Source organism: Phytohabitans houttuyneae (assembly GCF_011764425.1).
GTDB lineage: Bacteria > Actinomycetota > Actinomycetes > Mycobacteriales > Micromonosporaceae > Phytohabitans > Phytohabitans houttuyneae.
On the sequence record NZ_BLPF01000001.1, the window covers coordinates 2,211,182 to 2,230,511 of the forward strand.

The 19,330-nt window shown below is 73.2% G+C and carries 3 protein-coding genes (1 of these 3 only partly in view); all 3 read right to left on the reverse strand.

The genetic code is table 11. From position 1 onward, the window contains the following. Tightly spaced (each overlapping or abutting the next), the 3 genes in view from Phou_RS09755 to Phou_RS54380 form a layout consistent with a single transcriptional unit that may run on beyond the window. Positions 1-4,267: the 5' portion of a non-ribosomal peptide synthetase gene (locus Phou_RS09755; RefSeq protein WP_173055480.1), read on the reverse strand. 7,232 nt of this gene lie to the left of the window's left edge; only the first 4,267 of its 11,499 coding nucleotides appear in the window; the start codon lies at positions 4,265-4,267; its stop codon lies beyond the left edge, outside the window. After that, complete coding sequence (locus Phou_RS09760; protein WP_173055489.1) at positions 4,249-8,292, reverse strand: non-ribosomal peptide synthetase; 4,044 nt, start codon at positions 8,290-8,292, stop codon at positions 4,249-4,251. Before Phou_RS09760 ends, Phou_RS09755 begins: the two co-directional genes overlap by 19 nt. Further along, positions 8,289-19,307 (reverse strand): non-ribosomal peptide synthetase, encoded by an 11,019-nt coding sequence (locus Phou_RS54380; RefSeq protein ID WP_173055491.1) that lies wholly within the window; start codon positions 19,305-19,307, stop codon positions 8,289-8,291. The genes Phou_RS09760 and Phou_RS54380 overlap by 4 nt, the downstream gene beginning before the upstream one ends. Between the last annotated feature and the right edge of the window lie 23 nt (positions 19,308-19,330).

Here is a 19,330-nt window from a genome sequence, read left to right on the forward strand (position 1 = left end):
TCGCCGCCCGCGCGATGGCCCCGGACAGCTCGGCGGCGTCGACCTGGACGACCTGCAGGTGCCAGTCCAGCTCGGCGGGGTCGATGATCTGCTGGTACGGCTCGCCACCCTCGATGGCGAAGACGGTGCGCAGCGACTCGTGCCGCGCGATCACGTCGCGCAGGGCCGCGTCCAGCGCCGCGACGTCGACAGCGCCGGCCAGCCGGGCCACCAGCGGGATGTTGTAGGTCGCGCTCGGCCCCTCCAGCTGCGCCAGGAACCACAGCCGGCGCTGGGCGAACGACAGCGGTACCCGCTCGGGCCGCTGCCCGGCCCGCAGCGGCGGCCGCGCCTGGTCGGTCCCGGTCTCGGCCAGCCGGGCCGCGAGAGCCGCGACGGTCGGCGCCTCGAACAGCACCCGCACGGCCAGCTCGACGCCGAGCACCGCCCGGATCCGCGAGATCAGTCGCACCGCCAGCAGGGAGTGCCCGCCGAGGTCGAAGAAGCTGTCCTCGACGCCGACCGTCTCGACGCCCAGCACCTGGGCGAACGCGGCGCACAGGATCTCCTCCTGCTCCGTCTCCGGGCCGCGGCTCGCGCCGGCCGCCGCCGCGTAGTCGGGTGCGGGCAGCGCCTTGCGGTCCACCTTGCCGTTCACCGTCAGCGGCAGTTCCGGCAGCGTGACGACCGCGGCCGGGACCATGTACTCCGGCAGCCGCTGACCGACGAACGCCAGCAGCTCGGCCGGGGTGAGTTCGGCTTCCTCGTCCGGCACGACGTACGCGACGAGCCGCTTGTCGCCGGCGGTGTCCTCGCGGGCGATCACGGCCGCCCGGACGACCTCGGAGTGGGCGAGCAGTACCGCTTCGATCTCGCCCGGCTCGATCCGGAACCCGCGGATCTTGACCTGCTCGTCCGCCCGGCCAAGGAACATCAGCTGGCCACCGGAGGTCCACTTGACCAGGTCGCCGGTCCGGTACATGCGCTCGCCGGAGCCGAAGGGGCAGGCCACGAAGCGCTGCCCGGTCAGCCCGGCCCGGCCGACATAACCGCGGGCCACGCCGGTACCGGCCACGTAAAGCTCGCCCGGCACACCGACCGGGACCGGAGCGAGGGCGTCGTCGAGCACGTAGAGGCGGCCGTTCGCGATCGGTGCGCCGATCGACGGCGCGTCACCGACCGCCAGGGGCGCCGACATCGACGCGCACACCGACACCTCGGTCGGTCCGTAGGCGTTGAAGAACTCGCGGCCCGGCGCCCACCGGTCGACCAGCACCTGGTCGAGCGCCTCACCGGCGGAGACCAGCGCCGACACCGACGCCAGGTCACCGTCGCCCAGCACGCCGAGCACCGCCGGCGGCAGCGTCACGTGCGACACCTCGAACCGGGCCAGCACCGCGGCCAGCTCGGTGCGCAGCTGCTGTCCGGGCGCGACCACCAGCGTGGCGCCGGCGCACAGCGCCATAAGCAGCTCCGACACCGCCGCGTCAAAGCCGACCGACGCGAACTGCAGCACCCGGGATCGCGGGTTCACTCCGAAGTGGGCGATCTGGGCGGCGGCGAGGTTCAGCGCGCCGGCGTGCGGCACGGCGACGCCCTTCGGCACGCCGGTCGAGCCGGACGTGTAGATGACGTACGCGAGGCCGGCCGGATCGGGTGTCACCGCCGGCGGGGTCGACGGCGCCATCGAGACCATGGCGGCGACCATCATGTCGTCGAGCGCCACGAGCCGTACCCGCCCCGCGGGCAGGTCGCCGATCACGTCCTCGGAGCCGAGCAGCAGCGCCGCCCGGCTGTCCCGCAGCATGAACGCGACCCGGTCCACCGGCAGCGTCACGTCGATCGGCAGGTACGCCGCTCCTGCCTTCCACACGCCCCAGAGCGCCACGACGAGGTCGACGCCTCGCTCCATGGCCACCGCGACGACGGACTCGGCGCCGATTCCCAGCCCGACCAGGTACTGGGCGAGCTGGTTCGCCCGCGCGTCCAACTGCGCGTACGACAGCTCCTCGCCGTCGGCCAGGACCGCGACCGCGTCCGGCGTCGCCGCCACCTGCCGCGCGAAGAGCTCCACCACCGTCGCGGCCGGCAGCGGTGCAGCGGTGTCGTTCCACCCGTGCAGCACCCGGTCCCGCTCGGCGGCTTCGAGCACCCGCACCGCGCGCAGCCGCGTCTGCGGCGCGGCGGTGAGCGTGTCCAGCGTCCCGCTGAACCACCGCACGAACCGCTCCGCCGTCGCCGGCTCGAACAGGTCCGCCGAGGCGGTCACCGTGCCGCGCAGCCCAGCCGGGCGCCCGTCGGCGTCGAACAGCTCCGCGATCATCACGTCCACGTCGCAGCGCACCGCCGCGGTCACCGGGCCCTCCGGTGCCGGCCTGCCGGACCCTTCGCGGCCGACCGTGGCACGGCCGGTGTTCTGCAGCGTCAGCACCACCTGGAACAGCGGGTGCCGGGACAGCGACCGGGCCGGAGCCAGCTCCTCGACGAGCCGTTCGAACGGCACGTCCTGGTGCGCGAACGCGCCAAGCGTCGTCTCCCGGACCCGGGACAGAATCTGCCGGAACTCGGGGTCGCCGGACAGGTCGGTGCGGATCACGAGCGTGTTGACGAAGAACCCGACCAGGTCGTCCAGGGCCTCGTCGGTACGGCCCGCGATGCCGGAGCCGATCGGGATGTCGGTACCGCCGCCCAGCCGGGACAGCAGCACCGCCAGCGCGGCCTGCAGCACCATGTAGGGCGTCACGCCCTCGTCCCGGGCGACGTCCACCAGGCGCTGGTGCACCTCGGCCGGGATCTGGAACGGCACCCGGTGGCCGCGGTAGCTGGCCACAGCCGGACGCGGCAGGTCGTGCGGCAGCGCAAGCTCTTCCGGCCCGCCGGCCAGTGCCCGCCGCCAGTACGCCACCTGCTCCAGCAGCAGGCTGTCCGGGTCTGCCTCGTCCCCCAGCAGGTCCCGCTGCCACAGCGCGTAGTCGGCGTACTGCACCGGCAGCGGCTCCCACGCCGGCGCCCGGCCGGCGGAACGCGCGGCGTACGCCGCCGACAGGTCCCGGCTCAGCGGCCCGTCCGACCAGCCGTCCGTGGCGGCGTGGTGCACCACCAGAACGAGGACCGGATCGGCGGACTCCGCCTGGAAGAGCCAGGCCCGGATCGGGACCTCCACCGACAGGTCGAACGCGTACCGCGTCGCGCCCGCCACCGCCTCTTCCAGCTCACCGGCGCCGACCTGGACGACCTCCAGCCGCCAGTCCAGCTCCGCGGTTTCCAGGATCCGCTGGTACGGCTCACCGTCGGCGACGGCGAACACGGTGCGCAGCGGCTCGTGGCGGTCGATCACGTCGCGCAGCGCCGCGTCCATCGCGGCCGCGTCGACGTCGGCCATCCGCAGCACCGTCGGCACGTTGTAGGTCGCGCTCGGCCCTTCGAGCTGGGTCAGGAACCACAGCCGGCGCTGCGCGAACGACAGCGGTACCCGCTGCGGCCGCTCGCCGGCACGCAGCACCGGGCGTACCCGGTCCGACTGCATCGCGGTCAGCTTGGCCGCCAGCGCGGCCACCGTCGGCGCCTCGAAGAGGGTCCGCAGCGGCAGCTCCACGCCGAGTACCGCCCGGATGCGGGAGATCAGCCGCACGGCCAGCAGCGAGTGGCCGCCGAGCGTGAAGAAGCTGTCCTCGACGCCGACCGTGTCGACGCCCAGCACCTGGGCGAACGCGGCGCACAGGATCTCCTCCTGCACCGTTGCCGGTCCCCGCCCCGCGCCGGCGGCCGTTGCGTAGTTCGGCGCCGGCAGCGCCTTGCGGTCCAGCTTTCCGTTCACCGTCACCGGCAGCTCGGGCAGCGTGACGACCGCGGCCGGGACCATGTACTCCGGCAGCCGCTGGCCCACGAACTCCAGCAGGTCGGCGGTGACGACCGCGGTGTCGCCGGCCGGCACCACGTAGGCGACGAGGCGCTTGTCGTCGACGGTGTCCTCGCGCACGATGACCGCCGCGCCGGCCACGCTCGGGTGGTCGCGCAGGACGGCCTCGATCTCGCCGAGCTCGATCCGGAAGCCGCGGATCTTCACCTGCTGGTCGACCCGGCCGAGGTACACCACTCGCCCGTCGTCGGTCCACTTGACGAGGTCGCCGGAGCGGTACATCCGCTCGCCCGTCCCGAACGGGCAGGCCACGAAGCGCTGCCCGGTCAGCCCGGCCCGTCCCACGTACCCGCGGGCCACGCCGCCGCCGGCGATGTAGAGCTCGCCCGGCACGCCGACCGGTACCGGCATCAGCCCGTCGTCGAGCACATAGAAGCGCGTGTTGCCGAGGGGCCGCCCAGCGGCACCAGCCCTGGCCGCTGCCCGTCCACGATGCCGCCGGTCACGATCGCCGTCGTCTCGGTCGGGCCGTACGCGTTGCGCATGACCCGCCCGGGCGACCAGATCCGCGCGATGGACTCGTCGATCGCCTCGCCGCCGACCAGCAGCGTGCGCAGCGGCGCGAGGTCCGCCGGCTGCAGCGCCTTGAGCATCGACGGCGTCACGAACGCGACCTCGGCCTCGGTGAGCTCGCGCAGCAGGCTCGGCTGCGCCCGGTGCTCCTCGCTGGCGATCACCAGCGAGGCTCCGGACGAGTACGCCAGGCCGATCTCCAGGACCGACGCGTCGAAGCTGTACGAGGCGAACTGCAGCACGCCCACGCCCGGCCGCACGCCGGCGACCGGCCCGGCCACCGCGCCGAGGTTGACCAGCGACTCGTGCGCGACCGCGACGCCCTTGGGGGTGCCGGTCGAACCGGACGTGTAGATGATGTACGCCAGCCCGGCCGGCTCGACCACGGCGGGCGGCGCCGTCCGCGGGTGCCGGGCAAGCGGCTCCGGGTCGTCCAGCCACACGACGGCCGGGTCGTCGAGGCCTTCCAGCGCCCCGCCCACCTCGCGGCGCGCGAGGACGACCTGCGCCGCGCTGTCGGTGAGGATGAACCTGACCCGGTCGGCGGGCAGGTGCGTGTCGATCGGCAGGTACGCGCCGCCCGCCTTCCACACGCCGACGATCGCCACGATCATCTCGACGCGGCGGGGCAGGCACAGCGCCACCACCGACTCCGGGCCGACACCCAGCTCGCGCAGGTACCAACCGAGCTGGTTGGCGCGCGCGTCAAGCTCGGCGTAGGTCAGCCGCTCGCCGCCGTCGGTGACGGCGGTCGCGTCCGGGGTGCGCCGGGCCTGTGCTTCGAAGACGCCGAGGAACGTCGCGGGGGCCACGTCCTGGGCGGTGTCGTTCCACCGGTGCAGCACCTGGTCCCGCTCGCGCGGGTCGAGCACGTCGACGGCGCGCAGCGGCAGCTCGGGCGCCGCGGTCACGATGTCCAGCACCCGCACCAGCCAGTTCGCGATGCGCTGCGCGCTGGCCGGCTCGAACAGGTCCGCCGCGACGGTGACCGAGCCATGCAGTCCGGCCGGCCGCCCCTTGTCGTCGACCTTCTCCTCGACGGCGAGGTCGAGGTCGAACCGCGCCGCCACCGTCACCGGGCTGTCGCCGGTGGCCGCCGTGCCGCTGGTGCGCACGTCGAGGTCCAGCGCGGCCCGCTCGTTGTTGTGCAGGGTCAGCACGACCTGGTACAGCGGGTGGGCGCTCAGCGACCGGGACGGCGCCAGCTCCTCGACGAGCCGCTCGAACGGCACGTCCTGGTGCGCCAGCGCGCCGAGGCTGGCCTCGCGGACCCGGGCCAGGACCTGGCGGAACTCCGGGTCGCCGGACAGGTCGGTGCGGATCACGAGGGTGTTGACGAAGAAGCCGACCAGGTTGTCGAGCGCCTCGTCGGTACGCCCGGCGATTCCTGCGCCGATCGGGATGTCGGTGCCGGCGCCGAGTCGGGACAGCGTCACGGCCAGCGCCGCCTGCAGCACCATGAACGGTGTCGCGCCTTCGGCCCGGGCCAGCGCGACAAGCCGCTGGTGCACGTCGGCCGGTACCCGCAGCGGCACCCGGTAGCCGAGGTGGCTCGCCGTGGCCGGGCGGGCGCGGTCGTGCGGCAGGATCAGCTCTTCGGGCGCGCCGGCCAGCGCCTGCCGCCAGTAGCCGACCTGCTTCGACAGCAGGCTGTCCGGGTCGTTCTCGTCGCCGAGCAGCTCCTGCTGCCACATGGCGTAGTCGGCGTACTGCACCGGCAGCGGCTCCCAGTCTGGTGCCGCGCCGTTGCGCCGGGCCGCGTACGCCACGGAGAGGTCGCGGCTCAGCGGGCCGCTGGACCAGCCGTCGCTGGCGATGTGGTGCGCGACGAGCATGAGCACGTGCTCGCCGGTCCCGTCGTCAAACAGCCACGCCCGCACCGGCACCTCGCTCGACAGGTCGAACGCGTACCGCGCCGCCTGTGCCTGCGCCTGTGCGAGGTCGTCGACCCGGACGACCTGCAGGTTCCAGTCGAGTTCGGCCGGTTCGAGGATCCGCTGGTACGGCTCGCCGTCCACCGCCGGGAACACGGTACGCAGCGGCTCGTGGCGGTCGATCACGTCACGGAGCGCGGCGGCGAGGGCGGCCACGTCGATGCCGTCGCCGAGGCGGATGGCCATCGGCAGGTTGTAGGTGGGGCTCGGTCCTTCCAGCTGGCCGAGGAACCACAGCCGCCGCTGGGCGAACGACAGCGGCACCCGCTCCGGCCGCGCCCCGGCACGCAGCAGCGGCCGCAGCGGGTCGGTCTCGGCCTCGGTGAGCCGTGCCGCGAGGCCGGCGACGGTCGGCGCCTCGAACAGCACCCGCAGCGGTAGCTCGACGCCGAGGACGGCGCGGATGCGGGAGATCAGCCGCACCGCGAGCAGCGAATGTCCACCCAGGACAAAGAAGCTGTCATCCACACCCACCCCGTCCACACCCAGCACCTGAGCAAACGCGGCACACAACAACTCTTCCCGCACGTTCGACGGCGCCCGCCCGGCGCCGACCGTGTACTCCGGAACCGGAAGGGCCTTACGGTCCAGCTTCCCGTTCGGCGTCAGCGGGAACTCCGGCAACACCATGACGGCGGCCGGGACCATGTAGTCCGGCAACCGCTGACCAGCGAACGCCTTCAACTCCTGCTCAACAAGCCCGTCACCGACGACGTAAGCCACCAGCCGCTTGTCACCCGGAGTGTCCTCCCGAGCCAGCACCGCCGCCCGCACCACACCCGGGTGGGCCAGCAGCACCGTCTCGATCTCACCCAACTCGATCCGGAACCCACGGATCTTCACCTGGTGATCGATCCGCCCCAGGAACACCAACTCCCCGCCGGTGGTCCACCTAACAAGGTCACCCGTCCGATAAAGCCGCGCCCCACCCCCAGCGAACGGGTCCGCGACAAACCTTTCCGCCGTCAACCCAGCCCGGCCCCGGTAACCGCGGGCCACACCGTCACCACCGATGAACAACTCACCCGCCACACCCGCCGGGACCGGCTTCAAATGCGCATCCAGCACATACACCTGGGTGTTCGCGATCGGCGTGCCCAACAGGATCGGGCCGCCGTGTTCAAGGGGCTGGCAGGTGGACCAGATCGTGGTCTCGGTCGGCCCGTACATGTTCCACACACCGCCGGTGCGGGCCAGCAACGCCTCCGCCAACGTCGCCGGCAGTGCTTCACCACCACACAACACCCGCAGGCCCGGAACGCCGGTCCAGCCGCCGTCAACGAGCATCTGCCACGTCGCTGGGGTCGCCTGCATCACCGTCACACCGCGGTGGACGATCTCACCGGCCAGCACGTCAGGGGTGCGGGCGGTGTCCCGGTCGGCGACCACCACCCGGGCACCGACCAGCAGCGGCAGCAACAGTTCCAGGCCGGCGATGTCGAACGACAACGTGGTAACCGCGAGCAGAACATCCGAACTGGACAGTCCAGGGCGCTGGGCCATACCGACCAGGAAGTTGACCAGGTTGCGGTGGGTGATCTGCACACCCTTCGGCCGGCCGGTGGAGCCCGAGGTGTAAATGACGTAAGCCAACCGGTCACCGGACGACGGCATGTCGAGGAGTGTGGCCGGGCGGGACGCGATCCGCGCCCGCACCTGCGGATCGTCCAACGTCACCGTCGCCACCGTGTCGCTGTCGAACACGTGAGCGTGCCGCAGCAACACCGACGCCCCACTGTCCGCGAGCGTGTAAGTCAGGCGATCGGTCGGATAGTCCGGGTCCAGCGGCAGATAGGCGGCGCCGGCCTGCCACACCGCCAACATCGCGACCACCATGTCCACACCACGGTCCAGACACAGCGCGACAATCGACTCCGGCCCGACCCCGAACTCCCGCAGCTCCCACGAAAGCCGGCTGGCCTGCTCCACCAGCTCGCGATACGTCAACGACTCCCGCCACACACCACCGCCACCGCGTCCGGCCGCGACACCGCACGCTCCACGATCAACTCACGCGTCGTGGCCAACACCGGCAACGGCATCGCCGTGTCGTTCCAGACACTGACCACACGCTCGCGCTCCGGCGCATCCAGCACATCGACCGCGCTCAACCGGGTGGCGGCCGAAGCCGTCACCACGTCCAGCACCCGCGCGAACCAGCCCGCAAACCGCTGTGCCGACGAGACGTCGAACAGGTCCGCCGCCACGGTCAGCACACCGCGCAGGCCGGCGGGGCGGCCGTTGTCGCCGAACGCCTCGCCCAGGCTGAAGTCCAGGTCGAACCGGGCCGCCGCGGTGGCCGAGTCGCCGGGTGCCACCCTCCGGGCGCCGACCACGCCCGGCAGTTCCAGCGAGGCCCGTTCGAGGTTTTGCAGCGTGAGCATGACCTGGAAGAGCGGGTGCCGGGCCAGCGAGCGGCTCGGTGCCAGCTCCTCGACAAGCCGTTCGAACGGCACGTCCTGATGGGCCAACCCGCTCAGCGTGGTCTCCCGGACCCGGGCCAGCACCTGCCGGAACTCCGGGTCGCCCGACAGGTCCGTGCGGATGACGAGGGTGTTGACGAAGAACCCCACCAGGTCGTCCAGGGCTTCGTCGGTGCGGCCCGCGATGGCCGAGCCGATCGGCACGTCGTCGCCGGCGCCCACGCGGGACAGCAGCACCGCGAGCGCGGCCTGCAGCACCATGAACGGCGTCACGCCCTCGGCCCGCGCCAGCGCCACAAGCCGCTCGTGCACCTCGGCCGGCACCTCCACCGGTACCCGATGACCGCGGTGGCTCGCCACCGCCGGCCGGGACCGGTCGTGCGGCAGCGCCAACTCCTCCGGCGCACCCGCCAGCGCCTGCCGCCAGTACGCCACCTGCTCAGCCAGCAGGCTCTCCGGGTCACTCTCGTCACCGAGCAACTGGCGCTGCCACAGCGCGAAGTCCGCGTACTGCACGGGCAGCGGCTCCCACGCCGGCTCCGCCCCGCCGACCCGAGCCGCGTACGCCGCGGACAGGTCCCGCGTCAGCGGCCGGCCCGACCAACCGTCACCCGCGATGTGGTGCACCACAAGCACCAGCACGTGCCCGCCCGACCCGCCGTCGAACAGCCACGCCCGGACCGGCACCTCCACCGACAGGTCGAAGGGGTGCCGCACACTGGCCGCGACCGCCTCGTCCAGCTCGCCGGCGCCGACCTGGACGGCCTCAAGCCGCCAGTCGACCTCGGCCGGGTCGAGGACCCGCTGGTACGGCTCGCCGTCCGCGACGGCGAACACCGTCCGCAGCGACTCGTGCCGGGAGATCACGTCGCGCAGGGCAGCGTCGAGGGCGGCCACGTCCAAGCCCTCGCCGAGCCGCACAACGGTCGGGATGTTGTACGTCGGGCTCGGACCCTCCAGCTGGGCCAGGAACCACAGGCGCTGCTGCGCGAACGACAGCGGTACCCGCTCCGGCCGCTCGCCGGCGCGCAGCACCGGGCGCACGCGGTCGCCTTGCATGGCGGCCAGCCGGGACGCGAGCCCCGCCACGGTCGGCGCCTCGAACAGCACCCGCAGCGGCAGCTCGACGCCGAGCACCGCCCGGATGCGGGAGATCAGCCGCACCGCGAGCAGCGAGTGTCCACCGAGGACGAAGAAGCTGTCGTCGACACCCACGGTGTCCACGCCCAGCACCTGGGCGAACGCCGCGCACAGGATCTCCTCCTGCACGGTGCTGGGGCCGCGGCCGGCGCCGGAGGTGTACTCGGGTGCGGGCAGCGCCTTGCGGTCCAGCTTTCCGCTCACCGTCGCCGGCAGCTCGGGCAGCACCATCACGGCGGCCGGCACCATGTACTCGGGCAGGCGCTGGCCGACGAACGCCTTCAGCGCGCTGTCCGTGACGCCCGTGGCCCCGGCGGCGGCGACCACGTACGCGACAAGGCGCAGGTCGCCGGGGTTGTCCTCGCGCACGACGACCGCAGCCTGCTCGACGCTGGCGTGTGCTTCGAGGACGCTCTCGATCTCGCCCGGTTCGATCCGGAAGCCGCGGATCTTCACCTGCTGGTCGACGCGGCCGAGGTAGATCAGCTGCCCGTCGTCGGTCCACTTGACCGAGTCGCCGGTGCGGTACATCCGCTCGCCGGTGCCGAACGGGCACGCCACGAACCGCTGCCCGGTCAGCGCGGCCCGGCCGACATAGCCGCGGCCGACGCCGGTACCCGCGATGTACAGCTCGCCCGCGACCCCGACCGGCACCGGCGCGAGGCCGTCGTCGAGGACGTACACGCGGCAGTTGCCGATCGGGCCGCCGAACGGCACCAACCCCTGCCGCTGCCCGTCCACGACACCGCCGGCGACCATGACCGTCGCCTCGGTGGGGCCGTAGATGTTCATCAGGCGGCGCCCGACCGACCAGGTACGGGCGATGGACTCGTCGACCGGCTCGGCGCCGACCATCAGCGTCTCGACGCCGGCCAGGTCTTCGGGCTGCAGGACCTTCAGCAGCGACGGCAGCGCGAACGCCACCCGGACGCCGGTCAGCTCCCGCAGCAGTCCCGGTTGCGCGCGCTGCTCCTCGCCGGCCATGACCAGCGACGCGCCCGACGACAGCGCCAGGCCCATCTCCAGCACGGAGGCGTCGAAGCTGAACGACGAGAACTGCAGCATGCCCACGCCCGGTGCCAGCCCGGCCACCGGCGCGAACACCGCCACGAGGTTGGCCAGGCCGCCGTGCGTGACGGCGACGCCCTTCGGGGTACCGGTCGAGCCGGAGGTGTAGATCACGTAGGCCAACCCGGCCGGGTGCGTCGCCACGACGGGAGCCGCCTGGGCAGGCTCCGCCCGCGGCTCGTCGAGCCAGAAGACGGGCAGCTGGCCGGTCCCGGCCGGCTCACCCGCGGCGTGGCTGGCGATGACGACCTGAGCGCCACTGTCGGCGAGCATGAACTCGACGCGCTCCGCGGGCAGCGCCACGTCGACGGGCAGGTACGCGGCGCCTGCCTTCCACACGGCCATGATCGCGGTGATCATCTCCGCGCCGCGGGGCAGGCAGATCGCGACGAGCGACTCGGCGCCGATGCCCCGCTCCCGCAGGTGCCACGCGAGCTTGCCGGCCCGCGCGTCAAGCTCGGCGTACGTCAGCTCCGCCCCGCCGGCGACCACGGCGACCGCGTCCGGCGTGGCCGCGACGTGGCGGCCGAACAGCCCCACGATCGAGCCGTCCGGCACCGCGGTCGCGGTGTCGTTCCAGCCGCGCAGCGTCCGGTCCCGCTCCTGGGCGTCAAGCACGTCCACCGCGTGCAGCCGCACGCCGGGGTTCGCGACGAGCACTCCGAGGACGCGGGCGAACCAGCGCGCGACGCGTTCCGCGGTGGCCAGGTCGAACAGGTCGGCGGCCGCGGTGAGCGAGCCCTGCAAGCCCGCCGGCCGGCCGTCCTCGTCGAACGTCTCGCCGGCCGCGACCTCCAGGTCGAACCGGGCTGTGGTGGTGTGTCCGTCGACGGTGGCCGGGTGCGCCTGTACGCCGGGGAAGTCCGCCGCGCCGCGGTCGGTGTTCCGCACGGTCAGCGTCACCTGGAACAGCGGGTGCCGGGCCAGCGACCGGATCGGTGCCAGGTCTTCGACGAGCCGCTCGAACGGCACGTCCTGGTTGGCCATCGCGCCGAGGCTAGCCTCGCGGACCCGGGCCAGCACCTGCTGGAACTCCGGGTCGCCGGACAGGTCGGTGCGGATCACCAGCGTGTTGACGAAGAACCCGATCAGGTCGTTCATGCCTTCGTCGGTACGGCCGGCGATCGGGAAGCCGATCGGGATGTCGGTACCACCGCCGAGGCGGGACAGCGTCACCGCGAGGGCGGCCTGCAGCACCATGAACGGCGTCGCGCCCTCGGCGCGGGCCAGGTCGACAAGCTGCTGGTGTGCCTGCGCCGGCACGTCGAAGCGCACCTGGTAGCCGCGGTGTCCGACGACGGGCGGGCGCGGCCGGTCGTGCGGCAGCGCCAGCTCCTCCGGTACCCCGGCGAGCGCCTGCCGCCAGTAGGCGACCTGCTTGGAGAGCAGGCTCTCCGGGTCGCTGTCGTCGCCGAGCAGCTCGCGCTGCCACAGCGCGTAGTCCGCGTACTGCACCGGCAGCGGGCCCCACACCGGCGCCTGTCCTTGCAGGCGGGCGGCGTACGCGGCGGACACGTCCCGCATCAGCGGGGCGCGCGACCAGCCGTCGCTGGCGATGTGGTGCAGGACCAGGGCGAGCACGTGCTCGTCCGGGCCGCACTGGAAGAGCCAGGCCCGGATGGGCGCCTCGGCCGTCAGGTCGAATGCGTACCGCGCCGCCCGCTCCAGCTCGCCGGGCACGTCCTCGGCGGCGACGCGGCTGACCTGCAGCTGCCAGTCGAGCGCGTCCGGGTCGAGGATGTGCTGGTACGGCTCGCCGTCCGCGGACGGGAAGACCGTGCGCAGCGGCTCGTGGCGGGCGATCACGTCCCGCAGCGCCGCCTCCAGCGCGGTGGCGTCGAGCGCGCCGGTCAGCCGCGCGGCCGCCGGGATGTTGTACGTGGGGCTCGGGCCTTCGAGCTGGGCCAGGAACCACAGGCGGCGCTGGGCGAACGACAGCGGTACCCGCTCGGGGCGCTTGCCGGCCCGCAGCGCCGGTCGGGCCCGCTCGACGACCCGCGGCTCGGCCAGCCGCTCCGCCAGGCCGGCCGGGGTCGGCGCCTGGAAGAGCATCCGGATCTTGACTTCGGCGCCGAGCTTGGCGCGGATGCGGGACAGCAGCCGGATCGCGAGCAGCGAGTGGCCGCCCAGGTCGAAGAAGTTGTCGTCGACGCCGACCTCGTCCACGCCGAGGACCTGCGCGAAGATCTCGCACAGCGCCGCTTCCCGCTCGTTGGACGGTGCCCGCTTGGCGGTGGCCTGCTCCGGTGCGGGCAGGGCCCTGCGGTCGAGCTTCCCGCTGGCGGTCAGGGGCAGCGCGGGCAGCGTCACGATCGCCGACGGCACCATGTACTCCGGCAGCCGCTGGCCCACGAACGCCTTCAGCTCCTGCTCACCGGCACTACCCACGACGTACGCGACAAGTCGCCGGTCGCCGGCGACGTCCTCGCGGACGATGACCGCCGCCTGGGTCACCTCGCTGTGGCCGAGCAGCACCGCCTCGATCTCGCCCGGCTCGATCCGGAAGCCGCGGATCTTCACCTGCTCGTCGGCGCGGCCCAGGAACACGAGCTGCCCGTCCGGTGTCCACTTCGCACGGTCGCCGGTGCGGTACATCCGCTCGCCGGTGCCGAACGGGCAGGCGACGAAGCGGGAGCCGGTCAGCGCGGAGCGGCCCACGTAGCCGCGAGCCACCCCCGCGCCGGCCGCGTAGAGCTCTCCGGCGACGCCGACCGGTACCGGCGCGAGTCCACTGTCGAGCACGAAGAGGCGGGTGTTGCCGATCGGCGAACCGATCGGCGCCGCTGTCCCGTCCAGTACCCCGGTGGTCAGCCGGGTGGTCGCGATGCCGACCGTCGTCTCGGTCGGTCCATAGTGGTTGAACACCGCCCGGCCGTCGCTGTCGGCGGCGGCGACAAGCTCGCGCAGCCAGCCGGTGGGCGCGGCCTCGCCGCCCAGGACAAGGGAACGGCGCGGCAGCACCGCGGTCATCGAGGAGCCGGCCGACAGCGCGGCCAGGTGCGACGGCACCGCCTTGACGTAGTCGATCCGCTGCTCGGCGAGGTAGCCGGCGACCGCGTTCGGGTCGACGACCGCCTGCTCGTCCAGGATGTGCAGCTGGCCGCCGGTGGCGAGGCAGACGAACACGACAGTGTTGCCGAGGTCGGTGACCTGGGCCTGCAGCAGCGCGTACCGGCTGTCCTGCCCGGTCCACTCCAGACGGTCGGAGACGCTCGACACGTAGTTGGCCAGGGAGCCGTGCGTGACGGCGACACCCTTGGGGGTGCCGGTCGAGCCGGAGGTGTAGATGACGTACGCCAGGTTGCCCGGCTCGGAGCGCACGCCGACCGGCGTCTCCGGGCCCTCGCCGCGCACGGCGTCGTCCAGCCGCACGACAGGTACCCCGGTGGGCAGGCCGGCCGGGTCGGCGGCGAGCACCAGCCGGGCGCCGCTGTCGGCGAGCATGAACCCGATCCGGTCCGCCGGCAGCGCACCGTCGACCGGCAGGTAGGCCGCGCCGGCCTTCCACACGCCGAGGATCGCGGTGATCATCTCGATGCCGCGGGGCAGACAGAGTCCGACCACCGACTCGGCGCCGACGCCTTCGCGGCGCAGGTACCAGGCCAGCCGGTTCGCCGCCGCGTCGAGCTGGCGGTAGGTGACCTCGGACCCGTCGGCGACCACGGCCGCCGCGTCCGGCGCGAGCGCGGCCTGGCGCTCGAAGAGGTCGGTGACGGTGACGTCGGGCACCCGGATCGCGGTGTCGTTCCAGCCGTGCACCAGCCGGTCGCGCTCGGCCGGGTCGATCACGTCGACGGTGTGCACCTTCACGGCCGCCGACGCGGTCACCACGTCGAGGACGCGCGCGAACCAGCCGGCGAACCGCTGCGCGGCCGACTCGTCGAACAGGTCCGCCGCGACGGTCACCGACCCGCGCAGCCCGGCGGGGCGGCCTTCGCCGTCGAAGACCTCACCCACCATCACATCCATGTCGAACCGCGCCGCGGGGCGGACCGTCGACATCGGCTCGGCGGCGACGCCGGTCAGGTCGAGCACCGCTTCGGCCGTGTTGTGCAGCGTGAGGAGCACCTGGAAGAGCGGGTGGCGGGCCAGCGACCGGCTCGGCGCCAGCTCCTCGACAAGCCGCTCGAACGGCACCTCCTGGTGCGCCAGCGCGCCCAGCGTCGTCTCCCGCACCCGGGCCAGCACCTGCCGGAACTCCGGGTCGCCCGACAGGTCCGTACGGATGACGAGCGTGTTGACGAAGAACCCGACCAGGTCGTCCAGGGCTTCGTCGGTACGGCCCGCGATGGCCGAACCGATCGGCACGTCGTCACCCGCGCCGAGGCGGGACAGCGTCACCGCCAAAGCCGCCTGCAGCACCATGAACGGCGTCACGCCCTCGGCGCGCGCCAGCTCTCCCAGCCGCTGGTGCACGTCGGCCGGCACCTGCAGCGGCACGCTGTACCCGCGGTAGCTGGCCACCTGCGGGCGGGGCCGGTCGTGCGGCAGCGGAAGCTCTTCCGGGATGCCGGCGAGGGCCTCCCGCCAGTACCCGACCTGCTCGGCCAGCAGGCTCTCCGGGTCGCCTTCCTCGCCCAGCAGCTCCCGCTGCCACATGGCGAAGTCCGCGTACTGCACGGGCAGCGGCTCCCAGACCGGCGCCTTCCCGCCGACCCGAGCCGCGTACGCCGCGGACAGGTCCCGCGTCAGCGGCCGACCCGACCAACCGTCACCCGCGATGTGGTGCACCACAAGCACCAGCACGTGCTCGCCCGACCCGCCGTCGAACAGCCACGCCCGGACCGGCACCTCCACCGACAGGTCGAACGCGTGCCGCGTCACCTGGCCGATCGCGGCCGGCAGCCCGTCCGCCGCGACCTTGACGACCTCGAGCCGCCAGTCGAGCTGGGCCGGGTCGAGGATGTGCTGGTACGGCTCGCCGTCCACGGAGGGGAAGACGGTGCGCAGCGGCTCGTGGCGGGCGATCACGTCGCGCAGCGCCGCGTCCAGCGCCGCCGCGTCGACGCCGCTGCCCAGCCGGGCCACCATCGACAGGTTGTAGGTCGCGCTGGGGCCTTCGAGCTGGCCGAGGAACCACAGCCGCCGCTGCGAGAACGACAGCGGTACCCGCTCGGGCCGCGCGGCGGCGCGCAGCACGGGTCGCACCCTGTCGCTGCCGGCGCCGACCAGCCTGGCGGCGAGGGCGGCGACGGTCGGCGCCTCGAACAGCATCCGCAGCGGCAGCTCCATGCCGAGCACCGCCCGGATGCGGGAGATCAGCCGCACCGCGAGCAGCGAGTGGCCGCCCAGGCCGAAGAAGCTGTCGTCGACGCCGACCGTGTCCAGCCCCAGCACCTGCGCGAACGCGTCGCACAGCAGCTCTTCCTGCACGGTGGCCGGCGCCCTGCCGGCACCCGTGGCGTACTCCGGCAGCGGCAGCGCCTTGCGGTCCAGCTTGCCGTTGGCGGTCAGCGGCAGCTCGGCCAGCGTGACGATCGCCGAGGGCACCATGTACTGCGGCAGCCGCTGCCCGGTCAGCGCCAGCAGCTCGCCGGTGGCGACCTCGCCGCCGGCCGGCACCACGTAGGCGACCAAGCGCTTGTCGCCGGGGGTGTCCTCGCGCACGATGACGGCCGCCTGCGCGACGTCGGCGTGGGTGAGCAGGACGGCTTCGACCTCGCCCGGCTCGATCCGGAACCCGCGGATCTTGACCTGCTCGTCCGCCCGGCCCAGGAAGACGAGCTGGCCGTCCACTGTCCACTTGACCAGGTCACCGGTGCGGTACATCCGCTCACCGGAGCCGAACGGGCAGGCGACGAAGCGCTGCCCGGTCAGCGCGGCCCGGCCCACATATCCGCGGGCCAGCCCGACACCGGCGACGTACAGCTCGCCCGGAACCCCGACCGGCACCGGCGCGAGGCCGTCGTCGAGCACGAAGGCGCGGGTGTTCCGCAGCGGCCGGCCAACGAGCGCGGTCGGCCCTTCCACCCGCACCGACAGCGCGTCGACCGTGCACTCCGTCGGCCCGTACAGGTTGAACCCGATCGACTCGGCGGCTGCCAGGTCACGCCACAGCGGCTCCTCGACCGCCTCACCGCCCAGCGCCACGACGCGCGGGCGGTGCCGCGGGTCGGTCAGCAGGCCGGCGGGTACGAGCTGCTGTGCGTACGACGGGGTCACGTCCAGGAAGTCGATCCGCCGGTCGACCACGTACTCGACGAACTCGCGCGGGTCCAGCCGCACCTCGTCGTCCAGGACGTGCAGCTCGTGGCCGTCGCCCAGCAGCAGGATGCCTTCGAGCGAGGTGTCGAACGAGAACGACGCGCTCAGCGCGGCCCGCAGCCGCATCCCGGCCGCCGCCACGTACTCGCCGCGGTGGTGGGCGAACATGTTGACCACGCCCCGGTGCTCCACCAGCACACCCTTCGGCGTGCCGGTCGAACCCGACGTGTAGATCACGTAGGCGGGGCTGCTGCCGCTGAGCACACCCAGCCGGTCCGCGTCCGTGACGTCGGCGGCGGACTGCCCGGCCAGCGTGGCCGAGGTCTCGGCGGCGTCCAGGACCAGGCGGCCCACGCCGCCCACGCTGTCCAGCGCCGCGTGCACGTTGACACTGTCCACAGTGGTCAACGCCAGCGTGGGAGCCGCGTCGTCCAGCAGGAACTCCACCCGCCCCGCGGGCAGGGTCGGGTCGATCGGCAGGTACGCGCCGCCGGCCTTCCACACCGCGAGCAGAGCAACCACCATGTCGGCCGAGCGCGGCAACGCCAGCGCCACCACCGACTCGGGTCCGACGCCGCGACCGATGAGGTACCGGGCCAGCCGGTTCGCCGCCGCGTTCAGCTCCGCGTACGAGCCGCGGTACGAGTCGCCGAAGACAAGCGCCGTCGCGTCCGGGGTACGCCGGACCTGCTCCTCGAACAGCGCCGGAAACGTCGTGTCCGGCAGCGCCGCCACGGTGTCGTTCCACGCGTGCAGGAGCAGGTCGCGCTCGGCCGGGTCGAGCACGTCGACGGTGTGCAGCGGCGCGTCGGGGGCGGTCGTGAGGACGTCCAGCGCCCGCGCGAACCAGGTGGCGAAGCGCTCGCCGGTCGCCGGGTCGAAGAGGTCGGCGGCGACGGTCAGCACGCCGCGCAGCCCGGCCGCACGGCCCTGGCCGTCGAAGGACTCGGCGGCCACGACGTCGAGGTCGAACTTCGCCGGTGCCAGCTCGGTCGAGTCGATTGCCGGCAGGCCGCTCTCCTTGCGGACGCCGGGCAGGTCGAGCGCGGCGTGCTCCACGTTCTGGACCGTGGTGAGCATGACCTGGAAGAGCGGGTGGCGGGCGAGGGAGCGGACCGGCGCGAGCTCTTCCACGAGCCGTTCGAAGGGGACGTCCTGGTGCGCCATCGCGCCCAGCGTCGCCGCGCGCACCCGGGCCAGCACCGTGCGGAAGGCCGGATCCCCGGACAGGTCGGTGCGGATCACGAGCGTGTTGGCGAAGAAGCCGACGAGGTCGTTCATCGCCTCGTCGGTGCGACCGGCGACCGGCGCGCCGATCGGGATGTCGGTTCCCGCGCCGAGGCGGGATAGCAGCATGGCCAGGGCGGCCTGCAGCGCCATGAACGGGGTGACACCCTCGGCGCGGGCGATGTCCGCGAGCCGCTGGTGCACGCCGGCGTCCACATGCCACGGCACGCGGTAGCCGCGGTCGCTGGCCATCGGCGGCCTCGGCCGGTCCGCCGGCAGCACAAGCTCCTCGGGCACGCCGGCGAGCGCGTCGCGCCAGTACCCGACCTGCGCGGAGAGCCGGCTGCTCGGGTCGGTCTCGTCGCCGAGCAGCTCGCGCTGCCACAGCGTGTAGTCGGCGTACTGCACCGGCAGCGGCTCCCAGCCGGGCTCCTCGCCCTGGCACCGCGCCGCGTACGCCACAGCCAGGTCCCGGCCCAGCGGCCCGCGCGACCATCCGTCGCTGGCGATGTGGTGCATGACGAGCACCAGCACCCGTTGCGCGGGGCCGGCGTCGAAGAACCAGGCCCGGATCGGCACCTCGGCGGAGAGGTCGAACGCGTGGCGGGTCGCCTGCGCCGTCGCGTCGTCGAGCTCTTCGGCGGTTGTCCGGACGACCTCGAGGCGCCAGTCCAGCTCGCGCGCGTCCACGATCTGCTGGTACGGCTCGCCGTCGACGGCGGGGAAGACGGTTCGCAGCGACTCGTGCCTGACGACCACGTCCCGCAGCGCCGCGTCGAGGGCGGCCACGTCCACGTCGCCGTCAAACCGCGTGACCATCGGAATGTTGTATGTCGGGCTCGGCCCATCCAACTGGGCCAGGAACCACAACCGGCGCTGCGCGAACGACAACGGAATCATCAGTGCGTCTCCTTACGCATCGG

Coding starts and splice junctions, on each gene's coding strand:
- Phou_RS54380 (WP_173055491.1), bottom strand. CDS start 19,307: ATGATTCCGTTGTCGTTCGCGCAGCGCCGGTTGTGGTTCCTGGCCCAG.